Annotated in this window: 18 protein-coding genes; 2 read left to right on the plus strand and 16 right to left on the minus strand. The window is 48.8% G+C overall.

The features are described from left to right. Both hrpA and V5T57_RS16800 read left to right on the plus strand, forming a co-directional pair. Positions 1 to 3,951 carry an ATP-dependent RNA helicase HrpA gene (hrpA, locus tag V5T57_RS16795; protein WP_332892410.1) on the plus strand — a complete coding sequence of 1,317 codons (3,951 nt, stop codon included), beginning with the start codon at positions 1 to 3 and terminating at the stop codon, positions 3,949 to 3,951. 13 nt (positions 3,952 to 3,964) lie between these two features. Next, positions 3,965 to 4,270 (plus strand): hypothetical protein, encoded by a 306-nt coding sequence (locus V5T57_RS16800; protein ID WP_332892411.1) that lies wholly within the window; start codon positions 3,965 to 3,967, stop codon positions 4,268 to 4,270. A gap of 97 nt (positions 4,271 to 4,367) precedes the next feature. Here V5T57_RS16800 and trxA read toward each other — a convergent pair whose 3' ends face one another. From trxA to rpsB, 16 genes are all read right to left on the minus strand, one after another. Continuing rightward, entirely contained in the window at positions 4,368 to 4,739 is a 372-nt protein-coding gene (trxA, locus tag V5T57_RS16805) for a thioredoxin (protein ID WP_332892412.1), read from the minus strand. A gap of 205 nt (positions 4,740 to 4,944) precedes the next feature. Continuing rightward, a complete protein-coding gene (gene lpxB, locus V5T57_RS16810) occupies positions 4,945 to 6,114 on the minus strand; it encodes a lipid-A-disaccharide synthase (RefSeq protein WP_332892413.1) in 1,170 nt (389 codons plus the stop codon). Between the two features lie 30 nt (positions 6,115 to 6,144). Then, complete coding sequence (locus V5T57_RS16815) at positions 6,145 to 7,140, minus strand: Gfo/Idh/MocA family protein (protein ID WP_332892414.1); 996 nt, start codon at positions 7,138 to 7,140, stop codon at positions 6,145 to 6,147. Continuing rightward, the gene (locus V5T57_RS16820; protein WP_332892415.1) at positions 7,130 to 8,050 is read right to left on the minus strand and encodes an LpxI family protein; all 921 of its coding nucleotides are present in this window, start codon (positions 8,048 to 8,050) and stop codon (positions 7,130 to 7,132) included. The genes V5T57_RS16815 and V5T57_RS16820 overlap by 11 nt, the downstream gene beginning before the upstream one ends. Beyond that, the gene (gene lpxA, locus V5T57_RS16825; protein WP_332892416.1) at positions 8,041 to 8,826 is read right to left on the minus strand and encodes an acyl-ACP--UDP-N-acetylglucosamine O-acyltransferase; all 786 of its coding nucleotides are present in this window, start codon (positions 8,824 to 8,826) and stop codon (positions 8,041 to 8,043) included. The genes V5T57_RS16820 and lpxA overlap by 10 nt, the downstream gene beginning before the upstream one ends. Continuing rightward, a complete protein-coding gene (gene fabZ / locus V5T57_RS16830; protein ID WP_332892417.1) occupies positions 8,826 to 9,281 on the minus strand; it encodes a 3-hydroxyacyl-ACP dehydratase FabZ in 456 nt (151 codons plus the stop codon). Before fabZ ends, lpxA begins: the two co-directional genes overlap by 1 nt. A gap of 3 nt (positions 9,282 to 9,284) precedes the next feature. After that, positions 9,285 to 9,827 carry an OmpH/Skp family outer membrane protein gene (locus V5T57_RS16835; RefSeq protein ID WP_332892418.1) on the minus strand — a complete coding sequence of 181 codons (543 nt, stop codon included), beginning with the start codon at positions 9,825 to 9,827 and terminating at the stop codon, positions 9,285 to 9,287. A 183-nt stretch (positions 9,828 to 10,010) separates the two neighbouring features. Continuing rightward, a complete protein-coding gene (bamA, locus tag V5T57_RS16840; RefSeq protein ID WP_332892419.1) occupies positions 10,011 to 12,314 on the minus strand; it encodes an outer membrane protein assembly factor BamA in 2,304 nt (767 codons plus the stop codon). A gap of 23 nt (positions 12,315 to 12,337) precedes the next feature. Continuing rightward, a complete protein-coding gene (gene rseP / locus V5T57_RS16845) occupies positions 12,338 to 13,453 on the minus strand; it encodes an RIP metalloprotease RseP (protein ID WP_332892420.1) in 1,116 nt (371 codons plus the stop codon). Between the two features lie 43 nt (positions 13,454 to 13,496). Then, positions 13,497 to 14,654: a 1-deoxy-D-xylulose-5-phosphate reductoisomerase gene (locus tag V5T57_RS16850; protein ID WP_442918234.1), complete on the minus strand. Its 1,158-nt coding sequence runs from the start codon at positions 14,652 to 14,654 to the stop codon at positions 13,497 to 13,499. Positions 14,655 to 14,656: 2 nt separating this feature from the next. Next, positions 14,657 to 15,463, minus strand: a complete 807-nt coding sequence (locus V5T57_RS16855; RefSeq protein WP_332892422.1) for a phosphatidate cytidylyltransferase — start codon at positions 15,461 to 15,463, stop codon at positions 14,657 to 14,659. A gap of 192 nt (positions 15,464 to 15,655) precedes the next feature. Continuing rightward, positions 15,656 to 16,387, minus strand: coding sequence for an undecaprenyl pyrophosphate synthase (uppS, locus tag V5T57_RS16860; RefSeq protein ID WP_332892423.1), 732 nt, complete (start codon positions 16,385 to 16,387; stop codon positions 15,656 to 15,658). Between the two features lie 136 nt (positions 16,388 to 16,523). Next, positions 16,524 to 17,081 carry a ribosome recycling factor gene (gene frr, locus V5T57_RS16865; RefSeq protein WP_332892424.1) on the minus strand — a complete coding sequence of 186 codons (558 nt, stop codon included), beginning with the start codon at positions 17,079 to 17,081 and terminating at the stop codon, positions 16,524 to 16,526. Between the two features lie 2 nt (positions 17,082 to 17,083). Next, on the minus strand, positions 17,084 to 17,803 hold the full coding sequence (gene pyrH, locus V5T57_RS16870; protein ID WP_332892425.1) for a UMP kinase: 720 nt from the start codon (positions 17,801 to 17,803) through the stop codon (positions 17,084 to 17,086). Positions 17,804 to 17,975: 172 nt separating this feature from the next. After that, entirely contained in the window at positions 17,976 to 18,887 is a 912-nt protein-coding gene (gene tsf / locus V5T57_RS16875) for a translation elongation factor Ts (protein ID WP_332892426.1), read from the minus strand. A gap of 84 nt (positions 18,888 to 18,971) precedes the next feature. Further along, positions 18,972 to 19,769, minus strand: a complete 798-nt coding sequence (gene rpsB / locus V5T57_RS16880; RefSeq protein ID WP_332892427.1) for a 30S ribosomal protein S2 — start codon at positions 19,767 to 19,769, stop codon at positions 18,972 to 18,974. Between the last annotated feature and the right edge of the window lie 106 nt (positions 19,770 to 19,875).

A 19,875-nucleotide genomic window follows, 5' to 3' on the forward strand; every position in this document is an offset into this window, starting at 1 on the left:
ATGGATAACAATCAAATTCGCCAGCAACTCCAAGCCTGGGAGCAGCAGTTACCCTTGACCATGATCCGTCATCGTCATGGCTTGCGACGGGCTCTGGGTGATCTTAAGCAGAGTCTACGGCGAGGGTCGCAGAAAACCGTACAAAAAAAACAGCGCTCGCCACAGGACCCTCAACAGGTTCTGGGTAAGCTACGGGCTCGCATGGAAGCAACCCTTGCTGAAGTGGAAGCCCGTAAAGGCCAGCTGCCCACATTGGATTATCCCGAACAGCTCCCCATCAGTGCTAAAAGAGCGGTTATTAAGCAGGCTATTGAGGATAATCAAATTGTTGTGCTCAGTGGAGAAACGGGGTCAGGAAAAACCACGCAGCTACCCAAAATTTGTCTCGAGTTGGGGCTTGGGCGTCACGGTTATGTGGGCGTTACCCAACCGAGACGTATTGCGGCATCGGGCATTGCGCAGTTTTTAGCGTCAGACTTATCATCCCCATTGGGTGAAAAAGTGGGGTACAAGGTCCGCTTTCATGATCGGGTTGGGGAGCATGCTCTGGTTAAGGTACTGACCGATGGTATGTTGCTGGCTGAAACCCAGCAGGATCGATACCTGAACCGTTATGAGGCCATTATTATTGATGAAGCCCATGAACGCAGCCTGAATATTGACTTTCTTCTGGGGTTTTTAAAAGGAATTTGCACCCGTCGCAAAGATCTTAAACTGATCATCAGTTCAGCCACATTGGATACGGAAAAGTTTGCGGCACATTTTAATCAAGCCCCCATTGTTGAAGTGTCAGGTCGCACCTATCCTGTAGAGGTTCGCTATAATCCGCTGGATGATAAGACCGAAAGTGATAGCGAGGCCCGCAACGACGGTATTCTATTTGCCGTTGAAGAGCTGTTTGAGGATATGCCTAATGGGGATGTTTTGGTTTTCTTGCCCGGGGAGCGAGAGATTAAAGAGGCGGCTGAAGCGCTACGCAAACACCACCCCCCCCATGTAGAAATTGTGCCCCTGTATGCCCGTCTTTCCTCAAAAGAGCAGCAGCGCATTTTTAACCCTGGCTCTCGACGTCGTATTATTCTCTCAACCAACGTCGCAGAAACATCTCTTACGGTTCCTCGTATTCATGGTGTGATTGATACCGGCTTGGCACGTATGAGCCGTTTTAGTACCCGGACTCAAGTTCAACGGTTACCCATTGAACGCATTGCACAAGCATCAGCCAATCAACGCAAAGGGCGCTGTGGACGCCTAGGGCCCGGTATCTGTATTCGGCTGTTTGAAGAGGAGGATTTCCAACAGCGCCCCCTCTTTACAGATCCAGAAGTTCTACGGACCTCATTAGCCTCTGTTATTTTAACCATGAAGGCATTAAAGCTGGGCGATCCTCAAAAATTTCCCTTCATTGATGCCCCCAAGCCCACCGCCATCCGTGAGGGTATACGGTTACTTAAAGAGTTGGATGCGTTAGATGACAACGAAAATCTAACGGATATCGGCCGTAAACTGGCCAAGTTGCCGTTGGACCCCCGTTTGGGTCGAATAATTTTGGCAGGTGACCGTTTTAAATGTTTGCAAGAGATCACCATCTTAGCCGCTGCTCTGAGTACGCAAGATCCCCGGGAGTTTCCGGAGGCTGAAAAAGGTCGTGCCAAAGAGCACCATGCTCGCTTTAGTGAACCTAAATCAGAGTTTATCAGCCGGTTGAAGCTGTGGCGTCACATTGAGACCATGTCTGAGCAGGCCCGTTCAAAAACTCAGTTTAGAAAATCTCTAAAAAAGCAGTATCTCAACCCTCTGAGAATTCGTGAGTGGCAAGATGTGGCCCACCAGTTAAACCGTACTCTTAAAGAGTTGGGCTTAAAGCCAAATCAGGCACCTGCTGAATATGCTGCCATCCATAAATCTCTTCTGGCTGGATTACTGGGTAATTTGGGCATGAAGGGGGAGAAACATCAATATGATGGCGTACGAGGACTCTCTTTCCATATTTTTCCTGGATCTGATCTGTTTGGAAAAAGCCCCAAGTGGGTTGTTGCGGCAGAACTGGTTGAGACCAGTAAGCTCTATGCCCGGCTCCTAGCGAAAGTAGAACCGGAGTGGGTGGAGGAAGTCGCCCCACATTTGGTCAAAAAACACCCCTTCGATCCCCATTGGGAGAAGCGTGCCGGCCAAACCATGGTCTATGAGCGGGTCACTCTGTTTGGCCTGACTTTAATTCCCAAACGTTCGGTCCCCTATGCTCCCATAGCTCCGGCGGATGCCCGTGCCATGTTTATTCATAACGCATTGGTTGCCGGAGATCTGCGTAGTAATGCCCCTTTTCATCAACATAACCGTGCGTTGATTGAAGAGGCTGAAGGTTTAGAGCATCGCACCCGTGAGCGGGGCTATTTGGCCGATGATGAAGCACTGTTCGCGTTTTTTGACGAAGCCCTGCCCGGTGATGTCCATGACTTGAACGCTCTGGATCGATGGCGTAGAAGGGCCGAACGCAATAATCCTAAACGACTGTTTTTGCCTCGTGATGTGGTGTTTCCGCAAGGAAAAGTGCTGGAAGATGAGCAGTTCCCTGGCCATATCACCATACGCGGCCATGAACTGGCTTTGATCTATCAGTTTAATCCGGGTCAGGGCAACGATGGGGTAACTGTTGTGATCCCCCTACCCGTTCTAAACCAATTTAGAGAGTCTGATTTTCAATGGTTGGTGCCTGGATTATTGGAAGAAAAAATTGTTGGGCTGTTAAAAATACTGCCTAAGCGCTACCGCAAACATTTGGTTCCACTACCTCAATCAGCCAAATGGTGTGCAGAGCAGCTCACCTTTAATGAAGGTACCCTTACCGCTGTACTGGCTCGCCTTATAGAAAAGAAGGTTGGTGGAGAGATTTTGTCAGACACATGGCAATGGGAGAGTCTGCCTGACCATTTACGTATGAATTTTCGTATTGTAGATGACAGCAACCGTAAGGTGATTGCCCAGGGACGAGATCTTAAAGGTTTACAACAAGCGCATGGGGGGGATGCCCAGGATCGTTTTGCTTCCTTACCCAAATCTGAGTATGAAAAAACAGGGTTACTTAACTGGAACTTTGGCCAGCTGGCTGAAAAGGTTGCTTTACGTACCGAACGCAACCGACCGGTGACCTGTTACCCTGCCCTTCGGGATGATGGTGGGTCGATTGGTATTGAGATGGTAGAAACTCAGGAGGCCGCTTTTCGTATGCATCATGATGGTGTGCGTCGACTGCTGCTCTTACAAATGCACCAGCAGGTGAAAATGGTCCAAAAAAATCCTCCCATCTCCCGTGAAGCTCTCGTGCACTACACCCATTTAGAACGTAAAGAGGTCCTGGCTAAATCCATGTTACATGCTGCGGCAGATCGTGTGTTTTTTGAAGACCAGGATATTTTGCCAGAGATGGTACGTAACCAAGCTGATTTTATGTTTATTTTAGAAAAAGGTCGGGCACATTTAATACCGGAAGTCGAACGCATGGGGAAACTTCTGGATGAAACCTTTAGACACTACGGGGCCCTACGTAAAGCTTTTAAAAAACCGATGTATCCGCCGCAACAGAAAATCGCTAAGGATATTGAGGCGCATATGACCGCATTAATGAGTCATGGCTTTCTACGTCGTACCCCTCCTCAGTGGCTCACCCACTTCCCCCGTTACTTCAAGGCAATGCAGTTACGGCTGGAACGTGCACGGCACAACAGTGGCAAAGATCTAGAGCGTCAAACCGCCTATGCTGTGTGGCAGCAAAAATATGATCGGTTAATGCTTAAATATGCTGAGGAACCCCATCTACCTGAAGCTCTGATCCATTTACGCTGGGCTTTGGAGGAGTATCGGGTATCCCTCTTTGCGCAAGATTTAAAAACAGCGATTCCTGTCTCTAGCAAGCGTATGGAAGGCTACTATCAAGATGTCCCCCCTAAATAAAGAGAAAAAAACCATGACTTTTCATCAAAAAGGGGCTGTCATCACTTTTTTTCAGCTCTACCTTATTCATATGACGATTTTTTTGCTGTTATTACTGGGCATGATTATCAGTGAAAAGCTGTTTGGATCCCTTGTTATGTGGACACCATTGGTGCTCTACACCCTGCTTTTTGGTCTTTTCCAATTGGCCTATGTTGTTCCGTGGTGGGTTGGGTTATATCGCCGAGGGTTCAAACAGGCCCAGTGGGGATTGGGCATTGGGATGTTAAGCAGTATGCTTCTTAGTTTTTTTATCGCGATCAACGTGCATATTGGTTAGAACGATCAAGACAAAGAACAGGTTCCTCCTCGACTCGACATAAAAAAGGCACTCCAAAGGAGTGCCTTTTTATATTCAGCCAAGCAAAGAGAGAATCTTAGCTTTCCGTCTCTTGTGCATTAGCAATCTCTTTACGTACTTCATCCATATCCAGATCTTTGGCTTTAGCAATCAGTTCAACCAAAGCCTGCTCTGGCAGCATACCGGGCTGAGAGAAGATAATAACATTCTCACGGAAGATCATCAGCGTGGGGATGGAGCGGATTTGAAACTCCATGGCCAGTTCACGCTGTTCATCGGTATTGACTTTGGCAAATACCACATCAGGGTTAGCTTCAGAAACCTTTTCGAAGATCGGAGCAAATGCCTTACACGGCCCACACCAGGATGCCCAAAAATCTACAATGACGATGTTATCGCCGGTGATGGTTTCCTGAAAGTTCTCTTTGGTTAAATCAATGGCTGCCACAGTCTGCTCCTAGAAGTATCTAAAGCCCTACACCCCAAGTCATAAGGCTAAACCGTAAAAAAACACGCTGGCTACACACCCTTTAATAGGGGGGCAACGAAGACCCATTTAAACATATTCTAATATTGATTGAAACAGCTCTGTAACAGATACCGACGATTCTTCTATTTTAAGCCCCTTATGGGGTCGTTTTAGCGCGACAGAGCTAGCTTTTGCCGGGCTGATAACCCACATGTTTTAAAATAAAGTCGGCGACTACATCCGCAGCACTATGCTGAGGCGGCATCAAGCTTTGTTTAACCATCTTCAGCGCATCACGCATGGCCATTGCCTCTTGCGGTCTGGCCAAAATCTGTAATAAATCTTCAGAAAGCTGCTCAGGATTCGCCTCTTTTTGAATGCGTTCAGGTACCACAGCTTGGTGAGATATTAAATTTGGTAGTGAGATATAGTTGCTCTTGATCAGTTGTTTACCAATCTGATAAGTCAAACTATTTACCTTGTAAGCTACGACCATGGGGACACCAATTAATGCGGCTTCCAATGTCGCTGTACCTGAGGCAACCAAGAGTGCATCTGATGCGGCCAACCAGTCATAGGCATTACCATGTCGGACAATCACAGGAAGATTGCGAAGATCATCCGGCCAACAATCATGCATTTGTTGATCTGTTACGGTCTCTGCTTGGATCAAAACAAAAGAGATGTTGGTGCGTTTTTTCCACATACGGTCAGCCGTACGTAAAAAAGGTTCTAACAGACGTTGTATCTCACTGCGTCTGGAGCCAGGCATAATGGCGACCAGTTGCCCCGTCTCTGGCACCCCTAAAATCTGTCTGGCTTCTGATCGGCTACGACTGGGGACCGCTTCATGAACCAAAGGGTGACCGACAAAATGGGCGTTCAGTGAGGTTTCTTTATAATAGTCCGGTTCAAAAGGTAGCAGGCACAATAGAAGATCCAGATAACGGCCAATGCTCTTGGCCCGTCCAGAGCGCCATGCCCAGACTTGAGGACTCACATAATGCACCGTTGGAATACCCAAAGCTTTAGCTTTTTTAGCCATGCGCAAGCTAAAATCAGGAAGGTCAACCGTGATGAGAAGATCTGGAGGGTCAGTCTTTAGACGACGGAGAAATGTCTTAAAAATGGTGCGGATCCGTGGAAAACGGTTGAGAACTTCAACCACACCGATAATAGACAGCTCCTCAGCATCGGCCATGGAATCTAACCCCATCGCTTTCATGCGGGGTCCGCCAATACCATAGATATCAATTTGCGGAAAACGTCGCTGTAAGCCTTCTAGCAGAGAAGCCGCCAGCAGATCTCCAGATGCCTCTCCCGTGACTATGGCAATACGAAGTGGGCGGCCCATGATATCCCCTACTGGTATGTGATCGTGAAATCAGATGTTTTCACGACGACCAAAAATACTCTGTCGAATACGCTCTACGACCTCAAGCGCCTTGCGTCCATCGCGGCCACTGACCAGCGGTTCTTCGCCTGAAGATACGGCATCACAAAAGGCCTTAACCTCTGCCTCCAAGGTATCATAATCCTGAATGGCCAATTGCTCTTCGCTCATGGCTGGTACTTCAATACCATCCATCTCCATGGTGCCTTCACTGCGTTTGGAAATTCGAATACCCTTGGTGATAAAGTCGAGCTTAATGTAGGCATCATCCTGGAAAAGACGGATTTGACGGGTGGCGTTACGAGCCACCCGAGAAGCTGTAATATCCGCAATACAGCCATTGGCAAAGTGTAGACGTGCATTGGCCATATCGATATGGCTGGTCAACACGGGCTGACCAATGGCTTCCACAGACTCCACTTCTGAGTTGACGAAATTAAGAATAAGGTCAACATCATGGATCATTAAATCCAAAACCACATCAACATCTAAAGCCCGGGATTTAAAGGGAGCCAAACGTTGTGCCTGAATAAATGTGGGGGGCTCATGCAGCAGTCCACTCTCTTTTAGAGCGACAACGGCAGGATGAAAGCGTTTGAGATGCCCCACTTGAAGCACCATATTACGCTGTTCAGCCATGGTTACCAGTTCATCGGCTTCATCTAGCGTCACCGTAATAGGCTTTTCTAGCAACACATGAACGCCCGCTTCCAAGCAGTGGCTGGCCACCATGTAGTGATATTGTGTGGGAACAACCACAGAAACCAAGTCGAGGTCTTTTAGAATATCGCGGTAGTCGGTATAAAAAGGAACATCAAGCTCCTCACCAACCATCTGAGCTCGCCCCGCATCACTATCCACCACAGCGGTAAGCTCAACCCCCTCAATATTATTGAATTTCTGAGCATGAAAACGCCCCAGATAACCAACACCAATGACGCCAGCGCGTAGGGGGCGTCCTGCATAAGGTTTTATATCATGGCTCATGACACAGCTTCCCTTCTTTATCTTCTGCCATTTGGGACGCTTCACATCCCATCAACACCACACCTAGACGATCTGCTTCAGCCACGGTTTCAATGAAGTCTACGATCATTGTGGCCCCTGCTTCAATGGCCAAACCGGTTAATCCCGCTTGGTGCAGGTTTTTGATGGTTGAAACCCCCACTGTTGGCATATCCAGGCGTAGATCTTGTTGAGGTTTGCTCACCTTGACCAAGCATCCACCACCCCGGGTCAACTCCCCGGCCCGTTTTAACATGGCATCGGTACCTTCAACGGCCTCAACGGCTAAAACCACTTTGTCTCTAACCACGACGCCCTGGCCAATATCCAAAGCACCGACGGCCTTGGCCATATTCCAGCCGAGCGTAAAGTCCGCTTGCAGGCTTTCATCTGGCTGGTAACTACCTAACACACCCGCCGGAGCCAGCAGTTCAGGGACCAGTTCATGGGCTCCACACACCGAAAAACCATAGCTTTCAAGAGTTTCAGCTATGGCTCTTAGTAGATGATCATCTTGCATGTGGCGCAGACGACTGGCAATTTTCAAGGCCAGCGTATCTGGGCGAATGTTCCAAATCTTTGTCTTGGTAATGCCACCAACCATGACAATATGTGTCACACCCTGAGCTTTAAAAAAACGTATAATCCGTTTAAATTGCCCCAAGCGTACCCATAAAGTGGCATCGGCCAACTGTTCAAGCTCTGGCTCAGCTTCTCCCCGGTGGGCTGCGACCACCACACCACAGCTGTCAGTATGAGAACGGATTTTTTGAATGACAAGAGAAGGAATTTGGCCATTTCCAGCAATAATCCCTACCCGCTTCCCACCCGGAGAAACCGGGAGGGAACGGTGGGAATGAAGCCTAAGCTTTAGCCCATGGATCAGCGGCATATCCCACGCTGACTGTTTTGAATAAATTCAAGGATGGCAACGACCTCAGGGAAATGGATAATGGGATCCTTTTCAATCTCCTCAAGGGCCTGCTCAAGACGTAGACCTGCACGTAGAATGAGCCGGTGTGTACGGCGAATGGCCTTGATGGCCTCTTCACTAAAGCCTCGGCGGCGTAAACCAACCACATTGACCCCAGTAACTTTGGCGCGATTACCTGCTGCTGAGGCATAAGGAATCACATCCATAGAGACCGCTGAAGCACCACCTATAAAACAGTGGCGACCAATACGTGCAAACTGGTGAATGGCGGTTAAGCCACCAATTACGGCATACTCTTGTAGCTCAACATGCCCCGCTAAGGTGGCTCCGTTGGCCATAATGACATGCTCACCAACCCGGCAGTCATGCGCAACGTGCGCATAAGCCATGATCATACAATCATTGGCTACACGGGTTAATCCCCCACCTTTTTCTGTTCCTCGGTGAATGGAAACATACTCGCGAATCTGACAGCGTTTGCCGATCTCTACACGGGTCGGTTCACCTTGGTAGCCTAGATCTTGTGGGGGCAGCCCAATGGCACTAAAACTGGATATGACGCTATCTTCGCCCACATGGGTGTGGCCTTGAATAACGGCATGCGCGCCAACTTCAACCCCTTTATCAATGACAACATCAGAACCAATAACAGCGTATGGACCAATGGAGGCATCTTCACCGAGTTGAGCACCTGACTCGACCACCGCTGTGGCGTGTACCTTGGCCTCTGCCATTAGATTTCATCCCGATTGCGGGTCATGGCCATAACTTGAGCTTCGGCAGCAACCTCACCATCCACCATTGCTTTACCGCCAAAACGCCAAACTTCACGACGGCGCTTAAGCAGGGTCATCTCAATATGCAGCTGGTGACCGGGCACAACCGGTTTACGGAAGCGTGCTTTATCAATGGCCATAAAATAGACCAACTGCCCACGAATGGACTCAGGGTCGGTATGGCCAGCCAGTAAAGCACCGGCTTGAGCCATAGCTTCAAGAATCAATACCCCAGGCATGACCGGGTGATCGGGAAAGTGGCCTTGAAAATGAGGCTCGTTAAAAGAGACATTTTTAAGGGCCAATATCCGCTCACCAGGGACAGCTTCTACAATGCGGTCAATGAGCAGAAAAGGGTAACGATGGGGCAGAAAAGATAAAATTTCCTGCAATGAGATCGGATCTTGGGACATGCTCTATTCCTGATACCAGTCTTTGGTACGTTCGTTGACAATGGCCAACACATCATCAGTAATATCAATATTGGGTGCATTAAAAGCGGTCATCCGCTTATCCAGCACAAGAATAAAACCACGCTGACGAGAGATATCTTCAATCACCTCACGAACAGCATTGGTGATTCTCCGTGTCACACGGGTCGCTTCTGCTTGTTGATCCCGGTTGCTATCTTCAAAAAAACGCTGAAAATCGCGCTCTTTTTGCGACAGCCGTACCCGTAGCTGGTCTCGAGCATCCTGGGTTAACAAGCGGCTCTTTTGCTGCTGGTCAAGACGAAGTTTTTTAAGCTCTTGTTCTTTACCGGAGACCCTCTTTTGACGGGACTCTAGCTTGCGCTTAAGCATCTTCCGGGCTGAGCGGGCAGCAATGGATTGTGCAATCGCCTGCTGGGTGTTAATGACCGCAATTTTAACCTCAGCAGCCCGACTTTGTGCCACAGGAAACAGCAGGCTCATTGAGAGAACAAAAACGGGAAGGATCTGTGTCCAACTTTTCCACATGTGCGTTTTCCTCAACGTAATTCTTTTACTAGCGTGGTGATCTCACACGCCATGGCAGCGACCCCAATTAGCTCTCTTCGGACACTGCCATAGGACATTCAGCTATCTACCAGGGTCGGATTGTACCCTGTTTTACTCACAGACAACACCCTTGCTGTTTGCCTTAACCAAGCACAATGCCGATTACAGGGAGGTCCCAACGCTGAAGTCAAATGTTCTGGTCTTATCCCAATGCTCTTTCATGAGAGGAAAGCCCAAGTTGACACGCAGGGGTCCAAAGGGCGAGTTCCAATCCACAGCAACCCCAGCAGAAACACGAGGGGATGTGGATTCGTAGACATCGCTGCCCAACGTATCAAAGTTACTGAGAATACCCGCATCAAAGAAGGTAATCCCTTTAACACCTTTATCTTCCAAGCCAATCATGGGGAAGATTAACTCCATGTTGGTACTTGCATAGGCGTTACCACCCATGGAGTCACCATCTGAAACACCACGGGGACCAATACCACTGCTACGGAAACCACGAATCGACTGCGATCCCCCAATTTGATACTTCTCATAGATGGGCACATCGCCACTCCAGCTCTCAACAATACCGGCCTTCATGCGCATGTGCGCAACCAGTTTGCCACCTGGGCGGATAGAGTGGTAGAGGTGGTTATCGGAAGATAAGCGCAAGAAGCGTACATCGCCGCCCAGTCCTGAAAGGTCTGTACGCAGGCTATGACTATGGCCACCAACCGGGCTCTGCTCTTCACGCTTGACCTTATTCATATTCACATCATAACGCAGCATGGACTGTAAATAAGGGCTGTTGGCATATTGAGCTTGAACATAGGTCGAAGCATTGGAGTCAATATCATGGATCTCTACATGGCGTAGATGGTATGAAATATTATTGTAGAGATTATCGGATAAAGGCGCCCCTAAGCGCAGCCCCAATCCATAGGTCGAACGGTCATAGGATGTTGTGCTGGAGTCCTGGACCTTACGGTTATAGATATCAAACCCAGCAGAGATGGGTTTACCTAAGAAGTAGGGTTCGGTAAACGACAGGTCAAAATCAGCTGTACTGGCCGATAAAGAAGCTGAGAAAGAGAGGTTTTGGCCACGGCCCAAGAAGTTCTTTTGGGTAACACTGGCTGACGTCACCACTTTATCGGTGGTCGAGAAACCCGCACCAATAGAGAAAGAACCGGTGGGCTTTTCCTCCACTTTTACTTTGACGTTAACCTGATCTGGATCCTGAGTTTGAGGGGTTTCAATCTCTACCTTCTCAAAGAAATCCAGTCGCTTCAGGGACTCTTTTGTCTTGCGAACTTTAGATGAGGAGAAGCGGTCGCCTTCTACAACTTGAACGGCACGCCGGATCACACTATCGCGGGTTCGTGTATTGCCCACAACATCAACCCGGCTTACATAGACGCGACGTCCTTTGGTTACCTTAAAGTTAATGCCTACGGTATGGGTTTCATCGTCATAGGCCAACTTAGGGCGGATATCCAGGAAGGCGTAGCCAAAGTCACCAATCAAATCGGTTAATTGCTCAATGGACTTACGGACTGCTCGTCGGGAGAACCAAGCACCTTCAGCAACTTTAAGGGCCTCATAGAGCTTGGCTTCTGGTAGCTCGTCAAAATCCCCTGAAATGGAGCTCTTGGCAAACTTGTACCGGGCACCCTCTGTCAACGCATGGGTAATGACAAAGGCTTTTTTATCTGGTGTCAGCTCTGCAATGGAGGAGTTGACCTGTACACGGGCATAACCACCATTTTGATAAGCCGTTCTCAACTGCTCTTTATCGTAAAGCAGTTTCTCTTTGTCATAGGTGTTTTTCTCTGTCAACCACGAGAGCCAATTGGTGGGCTGAATGGAGAGAGCATCCCGCAATTTTTTATCACTGATGTTTTTGTTACCAATGATACGCACTTCACGTACCTTGGACTTTTCCCCCTCTTCAATATCAAAAACCAGTTCAACACGGTTTCCGGAGAGGGTTTTGACATCCAGGTCAATTGTGGCAAGGAAGAGACCTTTAATCCGATAGGCCTGTAGCAGGTTGGTCAGGTCACTCTGTGCTTTGGCTTGGTTGTAGACATCCCGCACTTTAAGTTTGATCATCTCCTGCAGCTCTTCCTCGGCCAGTGCATCATTGCCAGAAAAGCTGATCTCATGGATCATGGGGTTTTCTACAACTTTAACGATCAAAGTCGAACCGTCACGCTCAAACTTAACATCTTTGAAAAAACCTGTTTTGTGCAGTGCCCGCAGAGAGCCTGCCAGCTTGCTGGGGTGAAAACTGTCGCCAGGCTCCAACTCCAGATAGCTTTTAACCGTCTCTTTTTCGATCCAGCGTGCGCCTTGTACTTCAATATTGACGATGGTCTCTCCATTCGCCTGTGCCATAGCACGACCTACAGGCATTGCCAGTAGAAGCATGAGGAAAAACAGCGAAGAGATACGAACAAAACGGCCAGGTTTCATCTTTAACACCTGTCACAAAGTTACTAATTAGAAGCGGACGATCCGAACAGTCTGACTAAATCGTTGTAAAATGCAAGCACCATTAGACCTAACAGTAAAGAAAGTCCTATGCGCATGGCTATTCCTTGAGCTTTTTCGCTAACAGGTCCCCCTTTTACGGCCTCCATCAGGTAAAACATCAAATGTCCACCATCTAAAACCGGTATAGGGAGCAGATTAAGTACCCCAAGGTTGACCGAAATGAGCGACATAAACATCAACATACTGGCAAAGCCCATCTCAGCGGTTCGACCAGCCATTTGAGCAATGGCGATAGGACCACCAATTTGGTCTGCAGGAATTTCCTGATAGATCATTTTTTTAATGGAGGTAAAGATCAGCGTGGAAAACTCCCACGTCTTATCCAGGCCTAACCAAAAAGCCTCTCCAAGACCATATTCAACGGCGAAGGTCTGACCACTCGGGGCAATACCAATGCGGGCTTTTTTAACAGGCTCCCCAAATTTTGTCACGGTGTCGGCCATCTCTGGATTCAGAACAAGTGGCATCTGTTGGTCGCCTCGTTTGACCTCCAGTTCAATCACCCCGCCTGAAGAGGCTCGAATGCGTTCACGCATGGCCATCCAGTCTGCAACCGCAATCCCATCAACCTTAAGAATACGATCTCCCGGTTGCATCCCTGCAACTGCTGCAGGGCTGTTGTCTGTAACTTTACCCACCTCTGCATACATCTTCTCAACACCCATGGCATACACTGCCCACAGCGCTAAGATTGCAAAGATAAAGTTGAACAGAGGACCTGCAAAGACAACAGCAAAACGTTCTTTTAGGGATTTGTGGGCAAAAGAGCCAGCTTTTTCATGTTCCGTGAGCTCTCGTTCACCACTTTCACTGTTTTCATCCTCCACAACCCCGGCTTCGCCAAACATTTTGACGTATCCCCCCAAAGGGATCAGGCTCAGACAGTACTCTGTACCATCTTCACCGCCACGTCCGCGCCAGCTCAGTAGCCGAGGACCAAAACCGAGTGAAAAGACCAAAACCTTAACCTTAACCCAACGGGCCACCAGAAAATGGCCCATCTCATGGACAAAGATTAAAATGCCTAGAACTACAATGGCCCAAAAAGCCTCATTCACAATCGTTCACCTATGTTAACGGTCGTCAAGACCGGTAGTTATCTCACAAACTGTTTTGTTTCACAAACTGCTCTGTTAGCAGGCGCGCCTGCTTATCTACCTCGAAGAGATGTTCAATGTTCTCTATATGGCCACTACCTAACTGATCCATACTGGCAATAATCGACTCAGCAATACCCAGATAAGGGATACGCTTATCCAAAAAGGCTGCAACCGCAATCTCGTTGGATGCGTTGAGTACCACCGGTGCGACCCCGCCGCGCCTTAGCGCTTCATAGGCTAACTCTAAACAGGGAAAATCCACAGGATCTGGTTTGGCATAAAAGTCCAACTGTGCCAGCTTTGGCAGATCCAGGCTCTCAACGGTGGTAGGAATGCGATCAGGCCATGCCAGAGCGACAGCGATGGGGGTTCGCATATCCGGTACGCCCATTTGAGCAAGCACGGAACCATCCTGATATTCCACCATGGAGTGCACAATACTTTGAGGGTGTACCACTACATCAATTTGCTCAGCAGGTAGCCCAAAAAGCCAGTGCGCTTCAATGACCTCCAACCCTTTATTCATCATGGTTGAAGAGTCGACTGATATTTTACGTCCCATGCTCCAGTTAGGGTGTGCCACAGCCTGTTCTGGAGTGACCCCTTGCAGTTGGTCTCGTTTCCACCCCCTAAACGGGCCACCAGATGCGGTTAAGACCAAGCGGCGCATCCACTCACTATTCTGAAAGACCTGGAAGATGGCACTGTGTTCTGAGTCTACCGGAATCAACCGAACTTGGTAGCGACCAATCTCTTCCATAAAAAGACTGCCTGCCATAACCAGACACTCTTTATTAGCTAGGGCAATGTCTTTGCGCGCATGGATCGCTGCCAAGGTAGGCTTTAGGCCGGCACCACCAACGATGGCCGAGACTGTCATCTGGGCCGATTCCCAACGGGCAGCCTCAATAACCCCCTCTTCACCTGCGAGAACGCGAATATTCTCTCCCGCAAGCGCTTCTGAGACCTCCTCAGCAGCGGATTCATCCGCCATAGCGATCACTTCAGGTGAAAACTGTTTGGCCTGCTCAATCATTAAACGGCTATTGCGGCCCGCACTTAACGCAACCACACGATAACGGCCTGGGTGTTGAGCGCAAACATCCAGTGTATTAACACCAATGGAACCCGTTGAGCCCAGTATGGAGAGACCCTTAATATTCAAGTGACCCCCAACGCGCTTAAATAAAGGTAGAAGGCTGGTGCTGTAAAGATCATGCTGTCCAATCGATCCAGTAAACCGCCATGGCCAGGGATGACATTACCAGAATCTTTTATCCCTGCTTGTCGTTTCAGGAGAGATTCCACCAAATCACCAAGCTGCCCAGCAACTGAGAGAATTAAACCGATTCCCACGGCGTGAATAAGAGGCATCGGTAGCTCTGTCCCCTGTACAACCGCTACAGACGCCAAAGCCCCCGCCAGTGTGCCCCCCCAAAAGCCTTCCCAGGTTTTTTTAGGGCTCACATGGGGTGAAAATTTATGTTTACCGAAAAAACGGCCTGTAAAGTACGCTGCAGAGTCCGTACTCCACATCACCAGCAGTAAGAGTAAAATCCATGCAGAACCTGATTGTGTACCATGAACCACCATAAGCAGTTGTAAGGGCATGGCGACATAGAGCACGCCTAACAGGTTTTGGCCCACCTGTTTAACCGCGCGGGCACCTTCGGTAACTCCTCGATAGGTCAGGGTGTGTCGCACCAGATCCATCGCACTCCATATAAAGATCCAGGCCCCACTCCAAGCCAAGCGTTCATCTGCAGCCAAGGCCAGTAGTCCCCACCCCCCAATCGTAAGATAAAGGAGCTCCCAGTGTCCTGGATGGTCAACCATGCGCTGCCACTCACGACACATTAAGGGGACGATGAGTGCCAGAAGTGCAAGCATCCCCCAAAAACCACCTTTAAAGATGATCCCTAATACAAGGGGGGCTAAAACAAGAGCAGATATAATACGAGTGCGCATAGAATGGATCGTTCAACGGATGTTGATGTTGACGGAATAACTCTCCCCAACATTGAAGAGACACAGGGACCTTTTAAAACAGATTTGCCCGTGAAAAGCAATGTTTCGAGACTACAAACTATTTTTGGATGGGGCTTTGGTGCAAGGGTTGAGCACACTTAGGAACAAAGTGATGAAAAGATGAGGGGGTCATTAACTGGCGGCACCAAATCGGCGCTCTCGATCAGCATACGTATGCAGAGCCTTAAGAAAATGGTCTCGATCAAACTCTGGCCAAAAAATCGGTAGAAAAATTAACTCTGTATAAGCCATTTGCCACAGAAGGAAATTACTAATACGGCAGTCACCACCGGTACGGATCATAAGATCAGGGTCTGGCTGATCAAATGTTGTCAGATGCTCCGCAATATGTTCAGGTCCAACATCATCCAAGTTCAACTGACCATCCAAAACCTGCTGTGTAATGGCCTTTGTGGCATCGACAATCTCTTGGCGTCCCCCGTAGTTCAAAGCAATATTGAAATTAAGTCGGGTATTGCCCGCGGTTTTCTGTTCCAATTGCTGCACATATTCACGAATATTTTTTGGCAGCTCATCAAGCCGCCCCAATGCACGAAAACGGACACCACGCTCATGCAAATCATCCATCTCGCGCTTAAGGTGTAGCGCCAATAGATTCATTAATGCGGAGACTTCATCCTTGGGTCGTTTCCAGTTTTCAGCAGAAAAGGTGTAGAGGGTTAGTGTTTCTATACCAAAGTCCAAACTGGCCTCAATACTGCGCCTAACTGATTTAACGCCCTGACGGTGCCCTTCCAAACGAGGAAGATAGCGCTTACGTGCCCAACGACGGTTACCATCCATAACGATGGCCACATGTCGGGGCAGGTTATCCGGCAAGACGATTGGTGCAGATTTGGACAAGAGTATCCCTCAAAAGATTGCGCATGTCATGGCCGATAAAACCACGACATATCAATGATTATGGCCCTTATCCTATTCACAGATAAGGGATGGGGGAATTGGGCTTTCGAGAAAAAACGAAAGCCCAAACGCCACATCAAACTTGCATGATATCCGCTTCTTTGGCATCAACCACTTCATCAATTTGCTTAACATACTTATCCGTAGACTCCTGCACATGCTTCTCTTGCGTGTGCATTTCATCTTGGGAGATCTCTTTGGCTTTTTCAGCCTTACGCAATCCTTCAATACCATCACGACGAATATTACGGACAGCAATCTTGGCTGCTTCGCTGTATTTATGCAGCAGTTTAACCAGCTCCTTACGGCGCTCCTCGGTTAACTCAGGGAGCGGGACGCGGATCAGCTGTCCATCGTTGGTTGGGTTTAAACCAAGATCGGAGTCACGGATTGCTTTTTCAATGGCACCCAACTGACCTTTATCCCAAGGCTGGACATTGATCATGCGCGCTTCAGGAACAGTCATGGATGCAACTTGATTAAGAGGCATCATTGATCCGTACGCATCGACCATCACATTATCCAGAAGGCTGGTTGATGCCCGTCCGGTACGTAAGCTCGTCAACTCTTCTTTAAGCGCAGCGAGGCTTTTTTTCATGCGCCCTTCAAGATCTTTAATCAGGGGATTATCCATTATTAACGCTCCTCAATGATGGTCGCTTTGGGTTCACCACGCAGCACGGACGTCAGAGCACCGCGCTCAAAGATAGAAAAGACACCAATGGGAATTTTATTCTCCCGACACAAGGTGATGGCTGTCATATCCATAACTTTGAGGTTTTGGGTTAGAATCTCATGATAACTCAGGCTCTCATAGCGTTTAGCCTGGGGATTATTAACCGGGTCACTGTCATAAACCCCATCCACTTTGGTCGCTTTAAGCAACAGATCGGCTTCAATCTCAGCAGCTCTTAAAGCCGCAGCCGTATCTGTGGTAAAATAGGGATTACCTGTACCAGCCACAAAAATAACGACACGACCGTTCTTCATGTGATTTTTAGCAGTGTCATGATCAAAAGGTTCGGCAACCCTTGGCATCTCCAGTGCGGTTTGTACCACAGCGTCGGTCCCGGACTGCATGAGGGCAGATTGTAATGCCAAGCCATTAATGACAGTTGCCAGCATACCCATCTGGTCTGCACGGGTGCGGCCCATACCGTGAGCTGACCCTGAAACACCCCTAAAAATGTTGCCACCACCAATGACTAGTGCCAGTTCAATATCTAGCTTTTGAGCTGATTGAACCTCTTCGACCAGGTAGGAGAGAAACTCTGGCGCAATACCATACGCCTGTTCTCCCATCAGGGCCTCACCAGAGAGTTTTAAGAGTACCCGTTTACGCCTGTTTGCGTCCATGGTTGCTACCACCCCTGACTCAATTCGTGCCCCGTCTATACGTCTAGGGCACCCTATAAGGGTGCCCTAGTAACGACTTCAACCACACAGAGTATAGTCGATAACACGCTCTCGATCCAACCGATCGTTAACAATTATCGGACCCCTGTCTGTATGGGTCTTCATCATTTGATTAGCCCTGGATCTGCTTAGCAACCTCAGCGGCAAAATCTTCTTCTTTCTTCTCGATACCTTCGCCCAACTGGAAGCGGGAGAAGCCGGTAACCTTCACAGCATTACCGAGCTCTTTGGCGGCAGCGTCAACAATTTTGGAAACCTTCATGTCAGGGTCCATAACAAAGGGCTGCTCAAGCATGCACACTTCGCCATAGTACTTATTCATCCGACCCAACACCATCTTTTCGATGATATTGTCAGGCTTACCAGAAGCTTTGGCCTGCTCAACCAGAACTGATTTTTCACGTTCCATAGCAGCGCTATCAACATTGTCACGGTCCAAGAACTGAGGGGAAGCCGCAGCTACATGCATGGCCAGCTTTTTACCAAGCTCTTGCAGGGCGTCACTGGAAGCTTCAGACTCCAGACCAACCAAGACCCCGATTTTACCACCAGCATGTACATAGCTGCTGACCAAACCGGAAGAGACTTCCATGCGCTCCATGCGGCGCAGGTTCATGTTCTCACCGATGGTGGCGATCAAATTGGTCAGTTCATCGCCAACATTGCGGCCGGTCTCAGGGTAATCAACACCATTAAGGGTATCAATATCTGTAGCACCAGAGTCCGCAGCCAGTTTGGTGACCGTATCTGCAAAGTTGATGAAACCATCGTTCTTGGCAGTGAAGTCCGTTTCGGAGTTCACTTCAACCATGACACCAACAGTGCCGGTTGAGAGGGTGTTGACTTTACCCTCAGCTGCAACACGGGCAGATTTCTTCTGGGCAGAAGCCATACCCTTTTTACGCAGCCAATCAACAGCTGCATCCATGTTGCCATCGGTCTCTTTAAGGGCTTTTTTACAATCCATCATGCCCACTCCGGTCTTTTCCCGAAGCTCTTTCACCATACTCGCGGTAACCGCCATGGTACTTCCCCATTCTGCCAAAAACTTTACGATCTATCTAAAAAGCAGATGGCCACCCGGCCATCTGCCCTTGGTACACTTTGATTAGGCTTCAGCCTGTTCCGCAGCAGCTTCACCTTCACCAGCTTCCTCAAGCATTTGAGCTTCCATGGAACCCTCATCTTCAGCAGAAATACCACTGTTGGGGATTTCACGGCCAGCCAACTGCAGACCTTCCAGAACAGCATTACCCATTTTGGAGATGAACAAGGTCAATGCGCGGATGGCATCATCGTTACCGGGAACGGGGTAGTCGATGGGATCAGGGTCACAGTTGCTGTCCACCAGAGCCACCACAGGAATACCCAGCTTGTTGGCTTCTTTAACAGCAATGGACTCCTTACGGGTATCCACAACAATGATCAGGTCAGGCTGGCGCTCCATATCCTTAATACCACCAAGGGCGCGCTCAATTTTCAAACCTTCACGATCAAGCTGTTGGGTCTCACGCTTGGTCAGGGCTTCGAAGGTGCCATCGATACGCATTTTGTCGATATCTTTCAAACGACGGATGGAACCTTGGATGGTACGCCAGTTGGTGAGGGTACCACCTAACCAGCGGTGATTAACGTAGAACATACCGGTGCGCTTGGCTTCAGCAGAAACCAGCTCAACAGCTTGGCGCTTGGTGCCAACGAACAGAACGGTACCACCGCCTTGAACGGTATCACGAACAAAGTTGCATGCATCACGCAGCTTCAAAACAGATTTTTGAAGATTGATGATATGGACGCCGTTACGGGCACCAAAGATGTGACGCTTCATTTTGGGGTTCCAGCGCTTGGTCTGGTGACCAAAATGGAAACCCGCTTCCAACAGTTCGCGAACAGAATACTTAGCCATGATGTCTCTCCATGTCTCGGTTGTTCTTCCGCAACATGGCCATTATTAGCGCCCAACCCTTATGAGGGCACCGGGGGCGCGGTCCATGCTGCGTGCAGATTTAAAA

Source organism: Magnetococcus sp. PR-3 (assembly GCF_036689865.1).
Taxonomy (GTDB): Bacteria; Pseudomonadota; Magnetococcia; order Magnetococcales; family Magnetococcaceae; genus Magnetococcus.

Coding starts and splice junctions, on each gene's coding strand:
- hrpA (WP_332892410.1), top strand. CDS start 1: ATGGATAACAATCAAATTCGCCAGCAACTCCAAGCCTGGGAGCAGCAG.
- V5T57_RS16800 (WP_332892411.1), top strand. CDS start 3,965: ATGACTTTTCATCAAAAAGGGGCTGTCATCACTTTTTTTCAGCTCTAC.
- lpxB (WP_332892413.1), bottom strand. CDS start 6,114: ATGGGCCGCCCACTTCGTATTGCCATAGTCACGGGAGAGGCATCTGGA.
- V5T57_RS16815 (WP_332892414.1), bottom strand. CDS start 7,140: ATGAGCCATGATATAAAACCTTATGCAGGACGCCCCCTACGCGCTGGC.
- V5T57_RS16820 (WP_332892415.1), bottom strand. CDS start 8,050: ATGCCGCTGATCCATGGGCTAAAGCTTAGGCTTCATTCCCACCGTTCC.
- lpxA (WP_332892416.1), bottom strand. CDS start 8,826: ATGGCAGAGGCCAAGGTACACGCCACAGCGGTGGTCGAGTCAGGTGCT.
- fabZ (WP_332892417.1), bottom strand. CDS start 9,281: ATGTCCCAAGATCCGATCTCATTGCAGGAAATTTTATCTTTTCTGCCC.
- V5T57_RS16835 (WP_332892418.1), bottom strand. CDS start 9,827: ATGTGGAAAAGTTGGACACAGATCCTTCCCGTTTTTGTTCTCTCAATG.
- bamA (WP_332892419.1), bottom strand. CDS start 12,314: ATGAAACCTGGCCGTTTTGTTCGTATCTCTTCGCTGTTTTTCCTCATG.
- V5T57_RS16855 (WP_332892422.1), bottom strand. CDS start 15,463: ATGCGCACTCGTATTATATCTGCTCTTGTTTTAGCCCCCCTTGTATTA.
- frr (WP_332892424.1), bottom strand. CDS start 17,081: ATGGATAATCCCCTGATTAAAGATCTTGAAGGGCGCATGAAAAAAAGC.
- pyrH (WP_332892425.1), bottom strand. CDS start 17,803: ATGGACGCAAACAGGCGTAAACGGGTACTCTTAAAACTCTCTGGTGAG.
- tsf (WP_332892426.1), bottom strand. CDS start 18,887: ATGGCGGTTACCGCGAGTATGGTGAAAGAGCTTCGGGAAAAGACCGGA.
- rpsB (WP_332892427.1), bottom strand. CDS start 19,769: ATGGCTAAGTATTCTGTTCGCGAACTGTTGGAAGCGGGTTTCCATTTT.